Source organism: Paenibacillus sp. NPDC056722, from assembly GCF_042790635.1.
GTDB lineage: Bacteria > Bacillota > Bacilli > Paenibacillales > Paenibacillaceae > Paenibacillus_AQ > Paenibacillus_AQ agri.
Genome location: NZ_JBHTYV010000005.1, coordinates 166,687 through 189,744, shown reverse-complemented (window position 1 = coordinate 189,744; position 23,058 = coordinate 166,687). Strand labels below are relative to the sequence as shown.

Sequence of the window (23,058 nt, the reverse complement as noted above, 5' to 3'; positions counted from 1 at the left end):
GAATGTTATTGTTTAAGACCTTTCTCCAGCAGCGCCCAAAGCTGTTCGAACTCCTGATCGATACCGGGGCGCTGCCATTCGTAAGCATGAGAGGGGTGATGATAGCCTGCTGTAGCCTGTACGATGGAGCGGGATAGCACTTCCGGCGGAGCCGATTCTGCCAGTATACCTTCCTGAACTCCCCGTTCGACCACGCTGCTCATCTGCTCATAGATGCGCTGGACATGGGCCTCGATAAGTGCGGCCGAATTTACTGTAACCTCTGCATACATTTTGAACATCTCCGGATCTTCTGAGGCGCAGCGACGCTTAAGCTCAATTAGCTTCAAAATATAAATCCGCAGCTGTGCCAGCGGATCTTCTGTTGTTTTCTGCGCAATCTCGGCTAGGGGCGCGAGAATTTGCTCCTCCAGCCATCTCTCCGTGACCGCCTCGCGCAATGCCACCTTGCTAGGATAATGCCTGTATAAGGTACCGTGGCTGACCCCGAGCAGCTTCGCCACATCGGTGACCGATGTTTTGTCCGGCCCGAACCGGCGCAAGGTCTGCTCAGCGGCATCCAGGATTTCTGTTTTGCTTAAGAATGAGCTTGATTTGGATTGTGCCATGGATTCTTCCTCCTCCAATGATAAAAGAATAGCATAACGGGTAGCAGATGAGTATATTACACAAAAATACTACAAAATCCGACAAGAGTTTACACTTGTTCTCTATCCTTAGTGAAGGAACTACATATTCATTACGTTCACTGGGGGTTTAATTATTTTGCAGAAGAAAAAAGTTCGTTCATTGCTGACCGCTACTCTGGCTGTAATGACATTGGGACAGAACTTATCGCTGCCTACAGCATATGGCGCTTCAACGGAACCGATGGCTAGTCCACCTGCAGACAGCAACGGAAAATGGATGACTGGGGAATATCATGTTCACACCTATGAGTCAGATGATGCGCAGGAATCATTGAAGGATGTATTGGATACCGCCTTTGACAAGAATGGTCTGGACTGGCTCTTCCTGGCCGACCATCTGCGGATGTCCGGTCGTGACCATGAAGGCGTGCCTCTGCCAGGAGGGTCCATCCCGATGTCCAAAGGGATCATCGACTATCAGACACCTATAATCAAGGAGCTTCAGGCTTCGGGAAAATATGCTGGCAAAACCATCTTCTCCGGATTTGAATGGGATATGCCTCAGTATGATCACGCTGCTATCGGGATTGTGACGAATGATCCAGGCTCAGCGGCATCCTTAAAAGCTGTCAATCAGTTTGAATATTTGTTTACCAACCGTGCTGAGAACCTCTTCGATCCTGCGGATGTTGCCAAATGGGCTGCGCTGGATAACAGAGCTTTCTCAACGAAAGCAGATACCCGCAAGGGCATTCAATGGCTCAGCGATCACTATCCGGAGAGCTATATGCTGATTAACCACCCTTCGCGTAAAAATGGCGGAAGCTCTGAGCTGAAAATTGAGGATGTCCGCGACTTCAACAATATTGATCCGCATGTGGCTTTCGGTTTCGAAGGGATGCTGGGCAACCAGATGTCTCCTGACCGGGGGGAAACAGCTGAAGTATACGGCGGAACAGACGTGAAAGTAGCCAAAGTTGGTGGCTTCTGGGATGCACTGCTTGGCGAGGGCCGCAGATTCTGGAACTTCGCCAATTCCGACTTCCATTTCAAGACCAGCAAGGATAACAAATATTCTAGCGGATACTGGCCGGGGGAATATTCCAAGAACTATACCTGGGTCAATGGTTCAAGCGTTCAGAATATCGTTGACGGTATGCGCTCAGGTAAATCTTTCTCCGTCTTCGGTGATCTGATCAACGCGCTGGATTTCAAGGCATCCGGTGACGGGCGTGAGGAAGCAATGGGCGGGGAACTTGCGGTTAAGCAGGGCGACAATGTCGAGGTTACCATCCGTTTCAAGAGTCCTGCGAAGAACAACAACGGTGACGCTGTCTCCGTGGATCATGTCGATCTGATCTCCGGTGAAGTCGGCGGCAAGGTTCAGCCGGGTACTCCTGATTATTCCAATCCAACGAATGATACCACTAAAGTCGTGGCTCGGTTCACTAGTGCAGACTGGACTACGGATGCTGAAGGCTACAACGTGATTACTTACAAGCCGGGAGCGGCAGACAAGAGCCGGTATTACCGGCTTAGAGGGACCAACCTCGGGCTTAACGTACCGGGAGAGACGAAAGACGGCGAACCTTTACTGGATGTAAAGAATAACACCGCGGATAATGCTACTCGCTTCCAGGAAATCAACAGCCGCAACTACGGCGATCTTTGGTTTTACTCCAATCCGGTGTTTGTGAACGTAGAGCCATACACCGACCAGCAGGCAGTGGAAGATACGGCAGCAGCGCTTAAACTCGATGGTACTAACGGAGTTATTGCAGACCTGAAGCTGCCAGCCGAAGGCCAGCATGGTGCCAAGGTTCAATGGGAGAGTACAAATGCCGAGGTGATTCGCGTCGCTGACGGAACTGGCTATATTACCCGTCCTGCTGCCGGACAACCGGATGCGGTGGTATCGCTCAAAGCGACAGTTAGCCGCGGTACACAGAGCACTGTGAAGACGTTCGAGGTGACAGTAAAAGCTAAGGAATATACAGATGGAGAAGCTGTACAGTTGGCCAAAGAAAAGCTGACACTGGGCGATCTTAGCGCCGTGAAGAGTGACTTGTATCTGCCTGCTGCTGGTGTGCAGGGGACAAGCATCGTCTGGGAAAGCTCTAATCCAGTCCTGATGACCAAGGAAGGCAAGCTGGCTTTCCGTCCGAAAAAGGATACATCCATTACCTTGACGGCAACAATCTTGCGCGGAAATGCTTCTGAAGTGAAGACCTTTGAAGTCAATCTTAGCGGTGACGACAGCATTACACCACTTGAGCTTTCCGGGGTGATCCAGTCTGCAGATGGAGTCGTACAGCCAAGCGGTGCCTGGATTAATCAAGATGCAAATGTGAGTGTAATTGCCAGCGTTTATGTTCCAGGCACTACGGTTTCCCTGCAGGTGTCCCTGGATGGAAGCGGAGAATTCCAGCCTTACGAGAGCGATCATTCGCTGAAGATCACAGCCGAAGGCCAGCATAAGCTGGAGTTCCGGGCTACGGATTCGCTCGGCAATACAGCTGTACTGCCGCTTGCTGTGAATATTGACCGCACAGCGCCAGTGATCACGCTGAAGGGCAGTAGCACGATATCGTTGACTCAAGGCGACAGCTTTGTCGATCCAGGTGCGGAGGTTACGGACAAACTAGGAATTGCAGGCTCTATCGTAGTTAGCGGTTCAGTGGATACCGGAACGCCAGGCACTTACAAGCTGCAATATAATGCCAAAGATTTGGCTGGCAATAATGCTGTGGAAGTCGTACGTACGGTAAACGTATCTCGCTCGGGCAGCGGGAATAACGGAAACGACAACGGTAATTCGGGTAACGGGAATAGCGGAAACGGCAATGGCGGGACCCCTACCCCGGCTCCGACAGTTACGCCTACCCCTTCCCCAACTCCAGGGAATACAACGAAGCCATCCACTGAAGCAGTGGAGCTGCAAGTCAATGCGTTGCAGGGAGGGGCTGCCAGTCTTAAAGATGCAGCCGATCTCAAGATTCCTGCAGGAGCACTGACTGCAGACAGTAAAGTGGCGCTGAAGCCGGTAGCACTTCCTACTGGCGGAACTCTGACAGCTGCTAGCTCGGGCGTAGAGATTACCAGTACTAATGCTGGTCTGCTCAATAAACCGGTCGAATTGACACTGGTTTATGATAAGAACAAAATTACTTCAGGCCATAAGGCTGCCGTCTATTATTACAGTGAGCAGCGTAACAAGTGGATTTATGTAGGTGGAACTGACAATGCTAATGGCAACGTTACTGCTAGCATTAATCATTTCTCCACTTATGCCGTGTTCAACTACCAAGCCCTGCCGATGACCGACTTGAACAATCATTGGGCTGAGGCCTATACGGACCGTCTGATTGGTATGGAAGTCATGAAAGGTTTCGACGATCATAGCTTCCGTCCGGATGAGAAGGTAACCCGGACTCAATTCGCTACCCTCATTGCCAGAGCTTTGGGACTGCAGTCTTCCGGCAATGCTGCAAGCTTTGCAGATCAGGAGGCCATCCCGGCTTGGGCTGCAGGAGATATTGCGGCTGCTGTAGAAGCCGGAATCATCCGTGGTTATGAAGTCGGTGACAAGACGATCTTCAAAGGCTCTGAGGTCATCTCTCGCGCTGAAATGTCGGTAATGCTTGCGAACGCACTGAACAGCGCGCCACATAAGAAGACTAGCGACAGCATCACGTTTACGGATCGTTCCGCAATCCCGCAATGGGCGGCTGCGTCCATTGAGACCGGGGCTGCGGCAGGCATTCTGGGCGGGTTCGAGGATCAAACCTTCCGTCCGGAGCGCACAGCAACCCGTGGTGAAGCCGCAACGGCGATCTACAGATTGCTTGACGCATTGTCCATTTAATACAGTCGGTATTGTATCCGACGGAATAAAAAGCAAACGCCGCTTTCCCTGTTGGCTAGGGAAAGCGGCGTTTTTGATCTTCAAATGCTGGTCTAGAGATAGTGACGCTGCTAAGCTGCGGAAGAGCAACAGGGGAAGAGAGCGGGGGCTACGATATTCTGCTCTAGGAATGCCGCTGCAAATTGCGGATTATCCCGGCTAAAATTGGCAGGCCAGTTTCCAGCTCTGCGATTGAGGCGTAGGCGTAGGAGAGCCGCAGATGACGGTTGTCCCCACGGTCATACAGATCGCCGGTATTGAGCAGGAGGCTGGACTGCAGTGCTGCTTTGAACAGCTTGCGCAGGGGCAATGGCTGACGGAGCGACAACCAGATATAGAAACCACCTGCAGGTATATTCCAGGTGGCCAGCTCGCTGAAGTGGACTTGGAGCATCTCCAGCACCGCGTCTCTTCGCATTCGCAGCTTCTGACGCAAGACATTGGCATGTGCTTCATGATAACCACCGCTCAGCCATCTAGCCGCGGCAAGCTGAGACAGAGAGCTTGCACCGTAGTCGCTTTGCATCTTAATATCGGCCAGTCGTGAGATGACCGCTTCCGGGCCAACAATCCAGCCGATGCGCAGGCCGGGGCTGGCGGCTTTGGACAGGGTCCCGAGGTGGAGGACCCGTCCCTCAAGATCCAGGGCTTTCAGTGGCGGAGGCGGGGGCATATCCAGCCACAGTTCCTGGTAAGCCCCATCTTCGAGGATTGGCAGGCCAAGGGCGCCTGTAGTGGCCATCAACGCATTCCGCCGCTCTTCATCCATCAGAATGCCCGTAGGATTATGAAAAGTTGGAATTGTATACAACATAGCTGCTTTGGTCCGGTAAGCCTCTTGCGCTATATTGTCTGTCATTAGCCCGCGATCATCCATTGGCAGACCACTAAACTTCACGCCTGCGGACTGGAAGGCATGAATGGAGTAAAGGTAGGACGGTTTCTCCAGCAGGATGGCCGCGCCGCGGGGCAGCAGCCCCATGGCAATAAGCTGCAGTCCTTGCAGCGCCCCTGAAGTAATCAGGATGGAGGCGGGGGAAGTACGAATACCGGATGCAGATAGCTTGTTGCTAAGAGCTGTCCGCAGTTCCAGGCTGCCAAGCGGCTCTTCGTAGGACAGCGGCAACAGTGGCTCGCGCGAAAGCCCGGCGAGAATCTCCTGCATAACCTGGCCAGGCAGCAGCTCCGGGGCAGGTTCACCTGTGCCAAGGCGGATTAGTCCTCGCTCATACTCCAGCCGGTTAATAGCCTGAATCGTTGGCAGGTTGGGATAGTGAATGCCTTCTTCCACATAATCATTCCAATTGCCCGCCCGGACCTGTCCGTCGAAGCTGGTGGATTCCTGTTTAACACCGGAACCATCACGCTCGGCAGAGGGGGTGGCAACTCGGGTTCCACCGCCTCTTTTCCCCTCAATCAGCCCCAATGCTGTCAGTTGCCCCAATGCGGTTACAAGGGTGCTACGGTTGACGCCGAGTTGTCGGCACAGCTCCCGTTGCGGAGCCAGTCGCATGCCGGGGGCCCAGGCCCCGCTTCTGATTTTGCCGATAAAATAATCCGATATCTGGGCATGAAGCGGCAGCGCGGAGGTTGCGTCTGGTCGCCATTCACCAGTGCCACCGGGAGTGGTTGTCCTTGATGCTGATACGGCGTTAAGAGCGTCCAATGGGTCTATACTATCTTTTGATGTAGGAGAAGAAAAAGCAGCTTGCTTGGAAGTAGGCTTCACGGCAGAACTCCTTTATATAAAATCAGTATCGTTTAGGACCGCTCTGGCGGCTCATTCTGTGTTGAGTATATCATGGACGGGCAGTTTTGCTGTATCTTGGTTGGGTATTGATCTGGAATTTGGATGGTTACGGTTATGAGGCGGGAAGGTACTATCAATGGGGCGCAGTTATGCTGTTCACCAAAGATTTTCTCATCATAAAGAAATTATCAGGAGGGTTCTTACAAATGCTTGAAGCGGTTATACATGGAATCATATTGGCGTTTGGACTTATTTTGCCGCTGGGGGTACAGAATATATTCGTCTTTAATCAAGGTTCGCTGCATTCGCGATTTCGCGGAGTGCTGCCGGTAGTGCTGACCGCTGCCCTATGTGATACGCTGCTGATTGGTGCTGCTGTCGGTGGAGTTTCGCTGGTTGTTATGTCCGTGGACTGGGTAACACCTGTAATTTATAGCGTAGGATTGATTTTCCTGGCTTATATGGGCTGGAACATCTGGGGCAGCACCCCGGCACAAGGCGAGGTGAAAGTATTGCCTTGGAAGGGGCAGGTAGCCTATGCCTTGTCGGTGTCCCTGCTTAATCCCCATGCACTGCTGGATACTGTAGGTGTCATCGGAACCAGTTCCCTGCAATATGGCAGTGGCGAACGGTGGGTATTTGCCGGTGCGACGGCTGCAGTCTCGTGGTTGTGGTTCATTGGAATTGCCATTGCCGGGCGGCTGGTCGGACAAGCGGACCCCTCGGGCCGCATTCTGCGTGTCTTGAACAGGGCATCTGCGCTGCTGATCTGGGGAATTGCGATTTATATGGGGATGCAGTTGTGGAATATATGGACTGGAAAGTGAAGACGGAATAGAGGGCCATTGAGAAGTACTCAGCGGCAACGATTGGTTTACACTTCTCCTGGATAGTTATCCTAGATATTTATCCCTTTTAGGTCACTGGAATTGCTTGTCTTCCGCAGGCATACAATAGTTGCAGCACAGGTTGCAGAGGAGGAGATTTATACTCGATAGGGTACTCCGTGGAGATAGAGAAATCTGATGATTCCCAAGCGCCTGCCGATTTGCTGCTGAATTTGACAGATCTGCGACAAATGAAGGGAATGGACATAGAATGCTCACCGAAAGCGTTTTATGGTTCAGATATAATTTAGATATAGAAGGAACATTGCATCCTTTTTCCAAGATCACAGCTAGGATACCGGAAGATGCCGAGCGGCTATTCCTTGCCGCGGTACCCGGGAATAACAATAGGGGAGGATTTGTCAAATGACCTTACAATCCGCTTCATCGCTTGTTGTGCCGGAAGCTTACACCCGTTGGCTGGAAAGTCGAGGATTAATATATCAATTGCTGGTGGATTTCTTCGGAAGAAAGCCATCCCTTTCGCTGGTGGCCCAGTGGTGCGGCAAACGCCAAATGAACGTTGCTGCAGAGATGACCGAAGGCGGCCGCGAACTGAAGCGTTACCTCTGCAGTCTGGAACCCGGCAAGTTGCCGCAGATCTGCAAGCAGGAGACGCAGGAATACACCCGGTTGATGAATGAACGGGCTGCACGTGAAGCAGCTAACCGGGGTCGGGCCAAAGAATTCTGCAATGTCTTGTCCGATGTATATGCCTCGGCGGGAGTCGTATTCAAGAAATGCGGTGAAGAAGCCGATGATCATATTGCTATTGAACTGGAATTCATGGCGGTGATGCATGAACGGATGCTATATAACTGCTTCACAGTTAGAAGTGCCATGGAGCTGCTGGAGATTCAGGAGGCTTTTCTGGAAGAGCATCTGTTGAGATGGACCCCGAAGTTCTGCGAACGTCTTAATTCCTTGACGGAGAGCAAGTTGTACCTCGGCTTGAGTCACATGCTAGAGGAGTTTTTGCCGCAAGATCTGCAAATGCTGCGAGCCTGGAAGGCTTCGCTGGAGACAAGCGCTACCTCTATGTCGTAAGAAAAGCCCGGGCAACCGGGCTTTTTTGTGTGCTTTTATGTGCTTCAAAAGCAGTGACACCAGTTTTGTTTACTTTAAAAGAAGCGTCAGGCTGGCCTCTGTGTGTTTCAAAGGCAGTGAGAGGCAAGAATTGTTGTGCTTCAAGGGGAGCGCAAGGCAGGTTTCTTGTACTATAAGAGCAACGTTAAGCTGCTCTTATAGTACAAAGCGGGCGTCGACTTGGAGACGCCCGCTGTGCTTGCAAGTCAGCGTGCTGCCCCGTGTTACCCCCGGGGCAGCACGCTGACGGTAACCCCGGCGGCAATGGCTGCCACATCGCCGGGGTTCACGAACCCGGCTGCACGCTGCATAGCCGCTGCCGTGCCACAGGCCGCGCCGAGCGTCAGCCGCGCCGGCCAGTCACCCCCAGCCACAGCCGACGCCAGCAGGCCGGCGGCCGTGGCATCCCCACTGCCGAGCGGGCTCACGGCAGTGATCTGCGGCAGCGTTACGCGGTAACGCTGCCCGTCCGCGGCGGCAACAGCGCCGCGGGAGCCCAGCGTGACGACAGCGTCACGCGCCCCAAGCTCCAGCAGCGCTTCCAGCGCCTGCCGAGCGGTGTCTTCGCTGCCGGTGTCCGCCAGACCGGCCAGCTCTGCGGCTTCGTGCTCGTTGGGCTTCACGAGCTCGGGTCGGCCTTGCAGACCGAGGCGCAGAGCCTCGCCGCTGGCGTCCAGCATCACCTTGGCACCGCCGTGATGGGCGATATCCGCCAGCTCTGCATAGAGCCAAGGGGGGCAGCCTGGGGGCAGGCTGCCCGAGAGCAATACCCACCGGGAACGGCGGGCCAGCTTCTCCAGCCTGCTGCGCAGGGCTGAAAGGTCCTCCCCGGTGATGACCGGCCCAGACTCAATCAGCTCCGTCTGGGTAGCAGAAGCAGAGTCGAGCACGGTCAAGGCTAGCCGTGTCTCCCCCTTTGAGACTTTGACGAAGTCGGCGTCAACGCCTTCTTCAGCCAGACCAGCGAGCAGATGCTCACCGGTATATCCGGCTATAAATCCCGAAGCGATTACCTCTGTCCCTAACTGGTGTAACACCCGTGCGGCATTGACGCCTTTGCCGCCGGGTAGGGTTAGAGAATCGGTGATCCGGTGGACTTCATTTACTTGGAATCCCGGGACAGTATAGATTTTATCGACAGCCGCATTCAGCGTGACGGTTGTAATCATGTTAGGTCTTCCTCTCTATGGGCATTCATAGCTTCATTGTACTGTTCGAAAATCCCCTGACACAAGATGCCGTAACCCCATTACTCTTGACCTTTTGCACTGGAATATTCCCTAATAACATGCCAAGAGGCCCCTCCATACACGGAGGGGCCTCTTGGATCATCCAATCGTTTTACAAGTAAAAGCTTCTTGCAATATAAGACGAACTCAAGATCGAACATAAGGCTCAGTCGTCACTACGATGGAATGTTTGGACTTTCGGTCGCTATTGTCGCCAGATTTCTTCTTTATAAACCGCTCCTAGCGGTTGGAATCTGGCGACAGCCTGTGCTTCCGATGCGAATATAGCGAGTGAAAGATTAAGCTTTATTCTTCCACAGTCTTTCTGCGGAATTTCATCAGGAATTCGTACACTACCGGTACTACCACGAGTGTCAGGAGTGTGGAACTGATGAGACCACCGATAACTGTGACGCCGAGGCCCTTGGAAATGATGCCGGCGCTGTTTTCGAGCCCGCTCACGAGCGGCAGCAATGCGCCGATGGTAGCGAGTGCCGTCATCAGGATTGGACGCAGACGCGTTCCTCCTGCTTCCAGCAGGGCTGCTCGGGTGGTAAGTCCTTCTTTTTCTTTATGAATAACACGGTCGATCAGTACGATCGCGTTGGTGACGACGATACCGATCAGCATCAGACCACCCATCAGAGCGGAGACGTTCAAGGTCTCCTTGGCTAATAGCAGGGCAACCAGCGCTCCGATGACAGTGAACGGAAGCGAGAAGAGAATGGCGAATGGAGCAAGTCCGCCGCCAAAGGTAACCACCAGTACGAAGTATACGATGGCGATTGCAGCAGCCATAGCGATACCGAGTTGTCCGAAGGTGTCATTGATCTGTTCCGTAACACCACCGAACGTAACGGTTACGCCATCCGGCAGGTTAAGAGCTTCGATTTTGGTCTTCACACTATTGGAAGCGGCGTTAACGTCAGTAGCGATGATATCTGCTGTAACATCCACTTTCATTTTGCCATCCATACGAGTGATCGAGTCCGGTGAAGAACCTTTCTCTACCTTGGCTACATCTTTAATCGGCACGGTGATGCCAAGCGGCGAGGTGAGAAGCGCATCCTCCATCTCATTAATGCTGGTATACGTATCTTTTTCAGTCTCAATATAGACATTATAGTTTTTGCCATCCAGCTTGACCTCGGTCAGAACCGGACGTGCGCCAGCTGGACTGAGCTTCATAGCGATTTGTCCGGCTGTAAGACCCAGTGAGCTAAGTTTTTGCTGATCCGCAACGATGGTGTATTGATCATAGGCTGCAGATAGGCTTGTTTTGCCATCCTTGAAGTTGGCGGTGTCCTTCTGTACAATTCCGGCAATTTCATCGGCTACAGGCTTCAGTTGATCCAGATTATCTCCGAAAATATTCACCGTCAGCGTACTGCCGCCAAGGCCGCCACCGGCCATACCGGACATATCGCCCCAGACTCCTTCTGGAACTTCTTTGGTGAGTCCTTCGATCAGTTTCTCTTTCACGGCTTCAAAGTCAGGTGTATTACTGTCGTAAGCAACATAGAATAGTCCCGACTTGCCGCCAGAACCGCCCAAGCTGAACGGGCTGCTTCCGCCGATGGAATACTGCATCTTATCTACATGACTCTGTGCCAAAATATATTTCTCTGCTTTCAGGCCTTGCGCCTGCACATCCTCCAGACGCTGTCCTGCTTTAGGCGAATAGGTCAACGTAACGTTCTTCTCTTCCTGGGATGGCATGAAGCTGACACCGATCGGCTTGATCAGGAACAAGCTACCTACCAGGAGAATAACGGCAACACCAAAAGTGACTAGCTTGTGGGACAAGCACCAATCCAGCACTTTTTGATACCAGGCAGACAATCTGTCCGGTTTATCGTGATTATCGTTCTTCTTTTTCAGACCGTTACGGAACAGTGAGTGCGCCATTGCCGGTACAAGCGTGATGGCTACAACGAGTGAAGCCAGCAGGGCGAAGACCATAGTCAGGGCAAATGGCAGGAACAATTCGCCGACCATTCCGCTGACAAATGCAAGCGGCAGGAACACGGCAATCGTAACAATAGTGGACGACATAATCGGCACGAACATTTCGCGTGTTGCCGCGCTAATTAACTCTCTGCCGCGCAGCTTCTCGCCTGAGAGCGATAAGCGCCTGTAGATGTTCTCAATGACGACAATGGAGTCATCCACGACCCGTCCAATGGCTACGGTCATCGCGCCGAGTGTCATCATATTCAGGGTAATATCCATCTGACGCAGGCACAGAACTGCAATCAGCAGTGAGAGCGGGATGGAGATGATCGAGATAATCGTTGAGCGGATATTCCGCAGGAAGATCAGAATAATGATGACCGCGAACAAGGCACCAAAAGCAGCCTTGGATAACATGGTACTTACTGAATCCTCGATCGGCTTACCTTGGTCGAGCAGAACCGTCAGATCGAGACCCTTGAACTGTTCTTTCAGCTCTTCGGTCTTCTTCTTGACATTGTTGACTACTTCAACGGTGTTGGCATCATTGGCTTTGACTATCTGAATACCAATGGATTCCTTCCCGTTAGTACGGGAGATGGATTCAGAACGGCCTACAACTTCAATATCTGCCAATTCGCCAAGTTTGACGGTAGGAAGTCCTGCTCCGAGGGCCGCTCCGGCTGCGGCATTCGCTCCGGCTCCACCGTTGTTTGCAGCACCTCCTGCGGCCGCACCACCAGCAGCTCCTGGAGCTGCGCCGCCGCCTGGTACTCCGGCTGGAGCCCCGCCGGCTGCGCCAGCACCGCTCGGCATTACAGGGATAGCAACATTTTTCAAGTCATCAATGGTTGTGACATTTCCGTCGACAACGACGGCTTTCTGCGATGCTTCCATTTCGAACAGGCCGAGTGGCACACGCAAGGAAGACCCTTGAACGATGCCTTTTACCGTATCTTCGGTCAGTCCATATTGCTTCAGCTTATCTTGATTAAATTTCAGGGAGACTTCCTTGACGTACTGTCCGGCGATTTGTACGGACGCTACGCCTTCGAGGTCTTCCAGTGCTGGACGGATGTCGTTCTCCGCAATGCTGGTCAATTCTTCAAGCGGCTTGGAGCCATCACCGGCAAGGCTGAGGGAGACGACAGGAAGAGAGCTGAGACTGAAGCGGGAAATTCTCGGCTTCTGCACATTGTCCGGCAGGACGACTTCATTCAATGCTTCGCGGACGGCTGCTGTCGCATTGTCCAGGTTGGTGCCGTAATTAAATTCAATGAAAATGCTGGAGGCATTCTCCAGGGAGGTGGAGGTCAGCGTTTTGACACCATCCACGTTGCGCAGCTTCTGTTCTAAGGGTTTGCTGACATCATTCACAACCCCTTCTGGCGCAGCGCCTGGATAAATCGTTGTGATACTCAGGTAGGGAATACTGATATTCGGCAGGGTCTCCTGCTTCATGGTCAGTCCGCTGTACAGACCGGCAAAGACGATGATGATCGTCAGAAGCCAAATCGCAAATTTGTTTTTCAGGGAAAAATTAATCAAACTTTTCATGGCGTACAATTCAGCTCCTCTTGGTTATGCATGTAAGACGATAATAACTTTCTTAATTCCTTCAGGGGCTCGGCAAGTTCGGGACAGGCTTGCAGGTTGAACAGCATCCCTAGAATAATGGCTCTCCGCGGGTGGGAAACGAGCATCTCCCCTTCCAGAATGGCAAGTGAATCCGCGGCATCTTTCTGTTGTCTGGTCTTTAGAGGGATGACACCGAGCAGGTCTTTCATTTCCTTAATCAACTGAAGCGGGTTCTTGCGTACGTTCCCCTCTTGGCCAGCCAGCATCCCTACAACCATCGCATGTGAGATGAGCGGGGTGGGCTTGTCTGCAAGCAGGGAGGCCGCGATGATGTCCATCATCTTGATCAGATGATCCGCCATGCGAGCCGTAGGTACAAAGGATTCAGGATGGAAGAGGACGCGTACATAAGAGCTGATCATACCGTGAACGATCATGGATAAATCGCCTGTATAGGGCAAAATTTCCTTACCGTATAGGCCTTCCATTTTGGATTGGAACCAGCCCATCACTGCCACATTACTCTTTTGCAGCCATTCGGGGATATCTGAATAGCCTTTTCCGGCAAAATCCTGAATTTGGCGCTGCAAAAACTCACGCAGCTCGTATACATGATTAAGCAGAATTTCGACCTGGTTCCGCAGTTTTTCGCGCGGTGTCTTCCCGGTCTCCTGCTCTGCATGAACCAGAGGGTCACGAATCATCTTGAAGCAGTATATATAAATGCTGCGTTCCAGCTCCTCCTTGGATTTAAACAGGAGATAAAGGCTGCCCTTGGACATGCTGCTTAGCTCCGCGATTTCTTGCATGGAAGTGGAGGAAGAACCTTTCACAGCGAACAGTTGCATCGCCGTTTTGATAATTTGTTCCTTCTTGTCCTGGGTACGGTCTACCACCGATGAATCCCCTTTCTGACTGATAAGTTCTGAAATTGACTGGTTAGTCATGAAAATTATATTATAACTTTCTGGGTATTACAAATTTACACAAACAAAGGTTACAATTTTGTCGCAATTATCAATTTGGCATCGATTTTGTAGGAAGAACCCTCGTATTCATGTAATATATAAATGTGTCATTTCCGTGATGTAAAAAGAAGGTAGGTAGAATATGAGAAGAGGATTGCAGGCAATTGTCATTATTGGGGCTTTTATAGCTTTTTATTACTTCGGCTTTGGTCTGTTCGGTAGTACCGGCACGACCATTATTAGTATTTTCTCTACATTGACGGTCATATCCATTGGACTTGCCATTTCTATGGAGAACCGTAATCCTTCCACAACGATGTCTTGGATCTTACTACTGGCGTTGATCCCGGTAGTGGGACTTATCTTTTATTTCCTGTTCGGACAGAACGTGTTCAAGCGCCGTAAATATGATAAAAAGGCCCAGCTTGACATGATGGCCTACGAGCGAATTGAGAACGATGCGCTGCGCACTCACCATGATTGGTCGGAATTTGCAGAGCCTCATCAGAAGCTGTTGGGATTGTCGCAGCGGTTGGCACGGACGCCTATCTCTTGTACGTCGGAGACGCGGGTCTTAACCAACGGGGAGGAGACTTTTGGAACCCTGCTTTTGGAGCTGAGGCAGGCGCAGCATCATATACACATGGAGTATTACATCTTCCGGGCAGACCATATCGGGACCCGCATTCAGCAGATCCTGATTGAAAAAGCGCGTGCCGGCGTGACCGTTCGATTCATGTATGATGCAGTCGGGAGTATTCAGCTCTCCAAGTCGTTTCTGAAGGAAATGAGTGATGCCGGGGTGCAGGTGGCGGCTTACGGCAACTCGACCTCCTTTTTCTCCAGCCGGGTTAATTACCGAAATCACCGCAAAATCGTTGTCATCGACGGCGATGTTGGCTTTATGGGCGGACTTAACGTCGGCGATGAATATTTGAGCCGCAGCAAAACTTACGGGTTCTGGCGCGATACGCATATGCTGGTACGTGGTGAAGCGGTACGGACAATGCAGATTATTTTCCTTCAGGACTGGATGCATACGACGGGGGAGAAGATTCTGGAGCAGGATTACCTGTCCCCCAAGCTGCGGTATATGGCTGGGGACGGCGCGGTGCAGATTATTGCCAGCGGGCCGGATAATGAACGCCGGGCACTCAAGAACTTATTTTTCTCGATGATTACCTCTGCGCAAGAATCCGTATGGATTGCTTCGCCGTATTTCATTCCCGATGAGGATATTCTGACCGCACTGCGCGTTGCAGCGATGTCGGGGCTGGATGTGCGGCTGCTGTTTCCGGCCAAACCGGACAAGTGGATTCCGTTTCTGGCATCCCATTCTTACTTTCCGGCACTGCTGGAATCCGGTGTGAAGATTTATGAGTATGAGAAGGGCTTTATTCATTCCAAACTGCTCATTACGGACGGGGAAATTGCCACGATCGGTACGGCAAATATGGATATGCGCAGCTTCCATCTGAATTTCGAGGTGAATGCGCTGTTGATCCGGACAGAAAGTGTGGCGCGGATTGTCGAGGACTTCGAGCGCGATCTGCTCTCCACAAGACAGATTGTGCATGAGGAATTCATGAACAAACGCCTGATGGAACGGATACTGGAATCGGCGGCGCGTCTGATGTCCCCGCTGCTGTAGGATAGAATGATAAACCACTTAGACAGCCTTATGTAAGGTGCTCTAAGTGGTTTTTTTGAAAATGAATCCATTTCATAATGCGGATTTCAATCCGAAAAGGTACAATATCTAGTTAAACCTAAACCGTGTACAACTAGATATCGATGATTAGACGTTCACTTATGGATTTATGAAATGGATTCAAATATAAGAATTTATATGTTTTACGCTATAGATCATCCTTATATTTCTCACTGAGACGGATACCGTACCTTGGCGGACGGAAAACCGTTTCTACTTGTATCAGGATATATTTAAAAAGTGGTGAACCCGATGAATTTCTGTATACGGAACACCATGTATTTAATCCACGTGACCCCGCTTTGGTAGGTATCAAGGGGGAGACTGTAATCTGCGCCGTCGTTATTCCACAGGCGGGTGAAATAAGCCTCCATTTCAGCGTATAGCGGCTGATCCCTCTGCAAGGTTACCCACAGGTTGTTCTCCAGATTGTAATCATCGAGGTTTCGAGCCGTAAAGTTGCTAGATCCACCCAGGATGACGGACCTGCCATTTTCCTTGGCGACAAAAAGCAGCTTGGCATGATACTGCTCCTTCGTCGTGTTGTACCAGCGGATGTCGATCTTTCCATCTGAACGGCGGTTCAAATCCATGGCTACAGGCCGATTGGGGATACCGATTTTATCTCTGCCGAAAGCATTCTGATTGGGGTCCAGCAGTAACCGGACGGTAGCGCCACGTTTTGACGCCTCCAGCAGCGCCTTAATGATCTTGTCGTCAGCCAGGTAGAACATGCCCATCCATACGGTGTCACCTTTTCCGGCAGAGGAGATGGCTTCCAGTGTATACTTATAGACTTTACCCTCTGTCAGATACCGGACCTCAAGGGGTTCCCCGGCGCTCCTCTCATTGGCTTGAGAAAATACGGGCTCCTTGCGCAATAAGGGTCCTGTACCAGAAAGACGGGCTGCGGCTTGCTCCGTCTGCAAAATATCGGCGAGAATGGGGCCCTGAACCTCCAGTGCGATATTGGAGTTGTAGGCACTGGCATCATGTACATTCCCCGAGGATATCAGCGCCGTTGTTTCATTCATAATCAGCTTGCGGTGATTGGCCTTAACATTCAAGAGCTTCAAATAAGAGCGGGCGGTGATCTTCGGACCGTTACTGGCCATCAGATTGGGAATCCGCCCCTTGCCGGATTGCCCGAACCACTGAATGAAGGTGCGCCAGAAGGCAGAATATACGGGTGTGGAATCCCTTAGTTTATCAACATCGGTCATGATTACCGTTATGCCGGCAGCTTTCATCTCTTGTAGCAGAGGGTTGGGAGCAGAATTGTAATTTGTATTAACTTCGTCAGTAATAAACACAATCTCCATCTCGGGATACGCGGCCTTCTGGAGTAGTAGCTTATCCGTAAGCATTTTGCTGACGGGTGGAAAATACTGACCCTTATGTGTGTAGTTGTTGAAGAGAAACATGTCGATCACCAGAAACTCCCGGGACTCTTCGATGATCTGGAGAATGCGCGGCAGAATTTGTTCCTTCTGTGAGCCGTTTTCCGTACCATCCGCATGGGTCAAGTCATACCAAAAATGTACTTGGTTAACCTTGTATGAGGGGCTTTCATAAGAAAGACCGGGCGGCAGGGGTTTGTGGGTCTGGTAAATCATAACGGCAGCCAGCCAAAGGATCAAAAGGGTGAAAAGCCCTCCTACCCAAAGCCAGAGGCGATGCTTTCGGTGTTTCTTAGCGAATAGTATAGATTGCTTATTGGCGAAAGATGGCGGTTGCGGGCGAGAGGCTTTGCGGCCTGGGCTCATTAATGTTCCTCCTGAAAGTATTCTGAACATCCTGTGCCCGGATGTGTTAGATCCGGTATTCTACCTCACCTATTACCGCCATTCAAGACTACCTGAAGCAGCCGCTAAAGATTCGTAACCGCCACTGACGAGGAAAGAAGATGGGTTCAGTTTTCCAGAAAACCAGGATCGCTATCCCTTGTCCACTTCATATCCTCTTATTGTAAATTCCATTAGCGGGATGTGTTATAATAAATCCAACTGTTAAGAAGAAGTCTGGGCTGACAACAGCCATTAAATAGAGTGAGAAACGGGGGCGACATCATGAACCATACATCACAGAATATACAGAGCTTCCCTAAGGCGGATTCCGGGGACGGTCTTCAGCCCGACGGAAACAGATCACTGCTGCCGGATTCTAGAACCGGAGAACGTAAAATTGAACATGTACGCCTATGCCTTAATGAGGAGGTAGGAGGCAGCGGGATTACGACAGGCTTTGAACGTTATCGTTTCCGTCATAATGCGCTCCCCGAGCTGGATTTTGACGGCATTTCTCTGGACACTGTATTTCTGGGCAAAAAGCTGCGCACCCCGCTGCTGATCAGCTCCATGACCGGGGGCAGCGCTGCTACCGGCGCGATCAATGCCCGGCTGGCGGAAGCGGCCGAGCGGCGCGGCTGGTGCCTTGGTGTAGGATCGGTCCGGGCCGCTGTGGAACGTTCCGAACTGGCGTCGACCTTCCGTGTACGGGACAAGGCGCCCGGCATTCCGGTCATTGCTAACATTGGAGCGGTTCAGCTATCGTACGGCTTCGGTGTGGATGAATGCCAGCGGGCGGTGGAGATTGCCGGAGCAGATTGGCTGGTGTTGCACCTGAACGGCCTTCAGGAAGTGTTCCAGCCGGAGGGGAACACTGGATTTGCTGCGCTGCTGCCGAAGATTGAGAGGCTCTGCCAGGAACTTCCCGTGCCTGTAGGCGTCAAAGAGGTGGGCTGGGGCATCGATGGCGAGACCGCGGTCCGGTTGTACAATGCCGGTGTCGCCTTCATTGATGTAGCGGGAGCAGGCGGAACCTCCTGGAGTCAGGTCGAGAAGTTCCGTAGCACCGATCCCGTGCGGCGGGCCGCAGCAGAAGCTTTTGCCGATTGGGGTATTCCTACGGCTGAAAGTATCGCGGATGTCCGAGCGGCTGCTCCGCAAGGCGCCCTGATCGGGAGCGGCGGACTAAGGCACGGCGTGGATGCCGCCAAGGCGCTGGCGCTGGGCGCTAATCTAGCGGGCTTTGGCCGCAATTTGCTTGGCCCTGCTGTGGAGTCGGAGACCGCGTTGGACAATGCTTTAGCTCAGGTGGAGCTGGAGCTGCGCACTGCAATGTTCGGTATTGGCGCACCTGATCTAAACGCGCTACGAGGTACACCCCGTTTGCTGAGAAAATAGGTTATTACCAAGAATACTGATTTTGGGAAGGAATAATGATATGATCAAACTTCTTCAAATGGACGAGTCGACCTTTCAATTCTTTTTAAGCCAATCTACCAGGGAATATGCTGCTGAAAAGGTGAAATCAGGAGCTTGGGACCCGGATAATGCCCTTAAGCTGTCACAGGAAGCGATAACCCGCTTCCTGCCAAGCGGGCTGCATACAGAAGGTGCGTACCTTTATTCGGTAGTGCATGAAGATGTAGAGGAGTCAATCGGGTATATCTGGTTCAATGTGACCGAAGGCCGCGGCGGGCGGGAAGCCTTCATCTATGATATTTACATTTTTGAGCCTTATCAGGGCAAAGGTTATGGCAAACTGACCATGCAGGCACTGGATGAAGAAGCACGCAAGATGGGAGTCACCAAGATCGGCCTGCATGTCTTCGGCCAAAATACACGGGCGTTTGAACTATACAAGAAAATGGGCTACACCGTTACGGACATCTCCATGTCCAAAGAACTGAAGCTAGAAGAGGGCGCTTCATAGCTACGCGGCCAAACCATGAATGTACTAGATGTACAAATGTCCTTTCCCTTGATTTCCGGTGTTGCTGGACCATTTGTTCTAATATATAATGGTTTAGATCGTACGACTTATCGGTGATCTGTTCCAAAATCAACTGAAAATAGGAGTTGTCATATAAATGGCTTTGAAAGCAGGGATCGTCGGGCTTCCTAACGTAGGGAAATCCACATTGTTTAATGCTATCACACAAGCGGGTGCAGAATCCGCGAACTACCCATTCTGTACCATTGACCCGAACGTTGGCGTGGTGGAAGTCCCGGATGAGCGTCTGGACAAGCTGACCGAGCTGGTTCAGCCGAACAAAACGGTTCCAACCGCGTTTGAATTTGTGGATATTGCAGGCCTCGTGCGCGGTGCGAGTAAAGGCGAAGGGCTTGGCAACAAGTTCCTGGCTCACATCCGTGAAGTGGATGCGATCGTCCATGTCGTACGCTGCTTCGAAGATGAGAACGTTACGCATGTCGATGGCAAGGTGAACCCGATCAGCGATATTCAGACCATTAATCTGGAGCTGATTCTTGCCGATCTGGAGAGCGTGGATAAGCGGATTGAGCGTTCCCGTAAGAACATTAAGGGTGGAGACAAGAAATACGCACAGGAGGTTGAACTTCTGGAGCGTATCAAGGAAGCTCTGTATAACGATAAACCTGTCCGCAGCGTAGAATTGACTGAGGACGAGCGTCTGATTATCCGCGATCTTCACCTGTTGACACAGAAGCCGGTATTATATGCGGCCAATGTCAGCGAAGAGGAAGTGGCAAGTGCGGAGAGCAATCCATACGTGCAGCAGGTACGTGATTTTGCTGCTTCCGAGAACGCGGAAGTTGTGCCAATCAGTGCCAAGGTGGAAGCGGAGATTGCTGAGCTGGAAGGCGAAGACAAGGCGATGTTCCTGGAGGAGCTGGGTCTGGAAGAATCCGGGCTAAACCGTCTGATCAAAGCCGCTTACCGTTTGCTAGGTCTGTACACATACTTCACGGCGGGCGTTCAGGAAGTTCGTGCTTGGACCATCCGTAAAGGAACCAAAGCGCCAGGAGCAGCCGGTGTTATCCATACCGACTTTGAGCGCGGGTTCATCCGTGCGGAAGTCGTTGCTTATAACGATCTGGTAGCAGCAGGCTCGATGAACGGTGCCAAGGAACGCGGACAGCTTCGTCTGGAAGGTAAGGAATATCTGGTGCAAGACGGCGACGTGATGCACTTCCGCTTCAACGTATAAGGAAGCAGAGGCCTATTTATAATAAAGGACAGCTTGGAGGTAGTGTTTTTCCTGGCTGTCCCCTTTTTATATAGAAAATATCTTAGTATCATGTCGGTTCTCAGCGAAGTGAAGTGTAGCCAACTGCGAGGAACGGTGGTATAATATAAAGTCGTGTATCATCTTTGATTTACCGACATTTAGTATGCTTGAAAGGTATTGAACTTTGAATTAGGAGAGGTGAATTCCCTTGTTGGACCGATTGCAATCCTTGGCGGACCGCTATGAGAAACTCAGTGAACTGCTTTGTGATCCGGATGTTGCAAACGACAGTAAGAAACTGAGGGATTATTCCAAAGAACAATCTGATCTGCAGCCCGCTTATGAGGCTTATGCTGAATATAAAAATGTAATGGAAGAGCTGGAAGCCGCCAGAATGATGCAGGCTGAGAAGCTGGACGATGAAATGAAGGAAATGGTCAAGATGGAAATCGATGACCTGTCGTCGCGCCAGACTGATCTGGAGGAGAAAATCCGCGTTCTGCTGCTGCCTAAAGACCCTAATGATGATAAGAACGTAATCGTGGAAATCCGCGGCGCTGCCGGCGGAGATGAAGCGGCTCTGTTTGCATCTGATCTTTACCGGATGTACACGCGTTATGCTGATGCACAAGGCTGGCGTATCGAACTGATGGACGTTAGTGCGAATGACCTTGGCGGATTCAAGGAAGTTATCTTCCTGATTAACGGCCGGGGTGCTTATAGCAAAATGAAATACGAAAGTGGCGCGCACCGCGTACAACGTATTCCAACCACAGAATCGGGCGGACGTATTCATACCTCTACTTCGACGGTAGCCGTAATGCCAGAAGCTGAGGATTTTGAAATTGAAATCCATGACAAGGACATTCGTGTGGATACCTTCTGTTCCAGTGGAGCGGGCGGTCAGTCCGTTAATACAACGAAGTCTGCAGTTCGCGTAACTCACGTGCCAACAGGCATCGTGGCTACCTGTCAGGACGGCAAATCGCAGAACTCCAATAAGGAGAAGGCGCTACAGGTTCTTCGCGCTCGTATCTCTGACATGAAGCGCCAAGAGGAAGAAGCGAAGTATGCCGGAGAGCGCAGAAGCAAAGTCGGCACTGGTGACCGCAGTGAGCGGATTCGTACGTATAACTTCCCGCAAAGCCGGGTGACGGATCACCGGATCGGCTTGACACTGCACCGTTTGGAGCAAGTGATGAACGGGGAGATCACGGACATCATCTCGGCATTGTCGCTGGCTGAACAGACCGAATTGATGGAAAAAGGAGAATAATGCTTTGAAACACGACGTATATGTCATGCCTCGCGTGCAAAGCATCCGGGAAGCCTTTGCGGAGGCTTCTTCTTTTTTGAGCCGTAGCGGCTGCAACGAGCCGCAGCGCAGTGCCCAGCTCCTGCTGGAGCATGTGCTGGGCTTGTCTGGCGCGGCGTATTACATGGCGCTGGCGGATGCTTTTCCAGCGGATGTCCGGGAAGCTTGGGAGGCCGGGGTTACCCGCCGTGCATCCGGTGAGCCGGTGCAGTATATCATCGGCGAGCAGGAATTTTACGGCCGGGCTTTCGAGGTGACACCGGATGTGCTGATTCCCCGGCCGGAGACGGAACTGCTCGTGGAGGCGATCCTGCGGTACGCCGGTGAGCTATGGCCGGCTGCTGCGCCGGGCGCAGCGGCTCAGCAGGGCCGCGCGGCGGATGGAGCCGCGCAAGAAGGCGGCGCCCCTGCCACAGGCGCCGCACGTCCGCTGACCGCCGTCGATATCGGCGCCGGCAGCGGAGCGATCTCTGTCACGCTGGCGGCGGAAGCGCCGGCGTGGGCGGTCTGCGCCGGCGACATCTCGCCGGCGGCACTGGCCGTGGCCGGGCGCAACGCGCAGCGGCACGGCACGGCCGTGGACCTGCGGCTCGGCGACCTGCTCGAGCCGTTCGCGGGGATGGAGACGGATATTCTCGTCTCCAACCCGCCGTATATTCCCGGCGGCGACATCGCCGGGCTCCAGCGCGAGGTGCGCGACCATGAGCCGCGCACGGCGCTCGACGGCGGCGCGGACGGGCTGGACCCGTACCGCCGCATGATGGAGCAGCTCCCGCTGCTCCCGGCTCCGCCGCGCCTGATTGGCTTTGAACTTGGCTTCGGACAGGCAGAGCAGGTGGCTGCGCTCCTGAAAGCTGCGGGTCACTGGAACGAGATCATCACCGTAGATGATCTCGCCGGGATTCCCCGTCATGTGCTTGGACTAAGCAGATAGATCGAGAACCGTTGTTATAGGTACAATGGGGGCCGCTGGCTGCAAAGGATTTGTATTTTTACTGAGCCGTCCCTTACAATAGACAATGGCGGCTGTTCTGTACATGATGAGTACCCGA

General features: G+C 52.2%; 15 protein-coding genes. 9 read left to right on the top strand and 6 right to left on the bottom strand.

All coding sequences use genetic code 11. The features are described 5' to 3' along the window. Positions 1-5: 5 nt before the first annotated feature. Complete coding sequence (locus ACFRAM_RS14840) at positions 6-608, bottom strand: TetR/AcrR family transcriptional regulator (protein WP_379466488.1); 603 nt, start codon at positions 606-608, stop codon at positions 6-8. Positions 609-765: 157 nt separating this feature from the next. Between ACFRAM_RS14840 and ACFRAM_RS14835 the strand changes: the two genes are divergently transcribed. Next, positions 766-4,494: an immunoglobulin-like domain-containing protein gene (locus tag ACFRAM_RS14835; RefSeq protein WP_379466487.1), complete on the top strand. Its 3,729-nt coding sequence runs from the start codon at positions 766-768 to the stop codon at positions 4,492-4,494. A gap of 163 nt (positions 4,495-4,657) precedes the next feature. On the opposite strand, the gene ACFRAM_RS14830 is transcribed toward ACFRAM_RS14835, so the two are convergent. After that, positions 4,658-6,199: an aminotransferase-like domain-containing protein gene (locus ACFRAM_RS14830; protein WP_379466700.1), complete on the bottom strand. Its 1,542-nt coding sequence runs from the start codon at positions 6,197-6,199 to the stop codon at positions 4,658-4,660. A gap of 290 nt (positions 6,200-6,489) precedes the next feature. On the opposite strand from ACFRAM_RS14830, the gene ACFRAM_RS14825 reads away from it, so the two are divergent. Together ACFRAM_RS14825 and ACFRAM_RS14820 are read left to right on the top strand one after the other, a co-directional pair. After that, the gene (locus ACFRAM_RS14825; RefSeq protein WP_379466486.1) at positions 6,490-7,110 is read left to right on the top strand and encodes a LysE/ArgO family amino acid transporter; all 621 of its coding nucleotides are present in this window, start codon (positions 6,490-6,492) and stop codon (positions 7,108-7,110) included. A 426-nt stretch (positions 7,111-7,536) separates the two neighbouring features. Then, positions 7,537-8,217, top strand: coding sequence for a TorD/DmsD family molecular chaperone (locus ACFRAM_RS14820; protein WP_175370396.1), 681 nt, complete (start codon positions 7,537-7,539; stop codon positions 8,215-8,217). A 263-nt stretch (positions 8,218-8,480) separates the two neighbouring features. Here ACFRAM_RS14820 and ACFRAM_RS14815 read toward each other — a convergent pair whose 3' ends face one another. The 3 genes from ACFRAM_RS14815 to ACFRAM_RS14805 form a co-directional block, all read right to left on the bottom strand. Then, complete coding sequence (locus ACFRAM_RS14815) at positions 8,481-9,425, bottom strand: 1-phosphofructokinase family hexose kinase (protein WP_379466485.1); 945 nt, start codon at positions 9,423-9,425, stop codon at positions 8,481-8,483. A gap of 366 nt (positions 9,426-9,791) precedes the next feature. Beyond that, a complete protein-coding gene (locus tag ACFRAM_RS14810; RefSeq protein WP_379466484.1) occupies positions 9,792-12,995 on the bottom strand; it encodes an efflux RND transporter permease subunit in 3,204 nt (1,067 codons plus the stop codon). Then, a complete protein-coding gene (locus ACFRAM_RS14805; protein ID WP_379466483.1) occupies positions 12,992-13,912 on the bottom strand; it encodes a TetR/AcrR family transcriptional regulator in 921 nt (306 codons plus the stop codon). Before ACFRAM_RS14805 ends, ACFRAM_RS14810 begins: the two co-directional genes overlap by 4 nt. 214 nt (positions 13,913-14,126) lie before the next feature. On the opposite strand from ACFRAM_RS14805, the gene cls reads away from it, so the two are divergent. Then, positions 14,127-15,635, top strand: coding sequence for a cardiolipin synthase (gene cls / locus ACFRAM_RS14800; protein ID WP_066379137.1), 1,509 nt, complete (start codon positions 14,127-14,129; stop codon positions 15,633-15,635). A gap of 293 nt (positions 15,636-15,928) precedes the next feature. Here the strand turns inward: cls and ACFRAM_RS14795 are convergent, their stop codons facing one another. Then, positions 15,929-17,461 carry a phospholipase D family protein gene (locus ACFRAM_RS14795; RefSeq protein WP_379466482.1) on the bottom strand — a complete coding sequence of 511 codons (1,533 nt, stop codon included), beginning with the start codon at positions 17,459-17,461 and terminating at the stop codon, positions 15,929-15,931. A gap of 303 nt (positions 17,462-17,764) precedes the next feature. On the opposite strand from ACFRAM_RS14795, the gene fni reads away from it, so the two are divergent. The 5 genes from fni (at position 17,765) to prmC (ending at position 22,940) form a co-directional block, all read left to right on the top strand. Continuing rightward, positions 17,765-18,880 (top strand): type 2 isopentenyl-diphosphate Delta-isomerase, encoded by a 1,116-nt coding sequence (gene fni, locus ACFRAM_RS14790; protein WP_379466481.1) that lies wholly within the window; start codon positions 17,765-17,767, stop codon positions 18,878-18,880. Positions 18,881-18,920: 40 nt separating this feature from the next. Continuing rightward, positions 18,921-19,412 (top strand): GNAT family N-acetyltransferase, encoded by a 492-nt coding sequence (locus ACFRAM_RS14785; protein WP_379466480.1) that lies wholly within the window; start codon positions 18,921-18,923, stop codon positions 19,410-19,412. A 157-nt stretch (positions 19,413-19,569) separates the two neighbouring features. Beyond that, positions 19,570-20,670 carry a redox-regulated ATPase YchF gene (gene ychF, locus ACFRAM_RS14780; protein WP_379466479.1) on the top strand — a complete coding sequence of 367 codons (1,101 nt, stop codon included), beginning with the start codon at positions 19,570-19,572 and terminating at the stop codon, positions 20,668-20,670. 229 nt (positions 20,671-20,899) lie between these two features. Further along, on the top strand, positions 20,900-21,967 hold the full coding sequence (prfA, locus tag ACFRAM_RS14775) for a peptide chain release factor 1 (RefSeq protein WP_379466478.1): 1,068 nt from the start codon (positions 20,900-20,902) through the stop codon (positions 21,965-21,967). A gap of 4 nt (positions 21,968-21,971) precedes the next feature. Next, entirely contained in the window at positions 21,972-22,940 is a 969-nt protein-coding gene (prmC, locus tag ACFRAM_RS14770) for a peptide chain release factor N(5)-glutamine methyltransferase (protein ID WP_379466477.1), read from the top strand. Positions 22,941-23,058: the final 118 nt, after the last annotated feature.

Bases quoted from the DNA above. Each gene is read 5' to 3' on its own strand.
- ychF (WP_379466479.1), top strand. From the start codon at position 19,570: ATGGCTTTGAAAGCAGGGATCGTCGGGCTTCCTAACGTAGGGAAATCC.
- ACFRAM_RS14820 (WP_175370396.1), top strand. From the start codon at position 7,537: ATGACCTTACAATCCGCTTCATCGCTTGTTGTGCCGGAAGCTTACACC.
- ACFRAM_RS14785 (WP_379466480.1), top strand. From the start codon at position 18,921: ATGATCAAACTTCTTCAAATGGACGAGTCGACCTTTCAATTCTTTTTA.
- ACFRAM_RS14840 (WP_379466488.1), bottom strand. From the start codon at position 608: ATGGCACAATCCAAATCAAGCTCATTCTTAAGCAAAACAGAAATCCTG.
- fni (WP_379466481.1), top strand. From the start codon at position 17,765: ATGAACCATACATCACAGAATATACAGAGCTTCCCTAAGGCGGATTCC.
- ACFRAM_RS14810 (WP_379466484.1), bottom strand. From the start codon at position 12,995: ATGAAAAGTTTGATTAATTTTTCCCTGAAAAACAAATTTGCGATTTGG.
- cls (WP_066379137.1), top strand. From the start codon at position 14,127: ATGAGAAGAGGATTGCAGGCAATTGTCATTATTGGGGCTTTTATAGCT.
- ACFRAM_RS14795 (WP_379466482.1), bottom strand. From the start codon at position 17,461: ATGAGCCCAGGCCGCAAAGCCTCTCGCCCGCAACCGCCATCTTTCGCC.
- ACFRAM_RS14825 (WP_379466486.1), top strand. From the start codon at position 6,490: ATGCTTGAAGCGGTTATACATGGAATCATATTGGCGTTTGGACTTATT.
- ACFRAM_RS14815 (WP_379466485.1), bottom strand. From the start codon at position 9,425: ATGATTACAACCGTCACGCTGAATGCGGCTGTCGATAAAATCTATACT.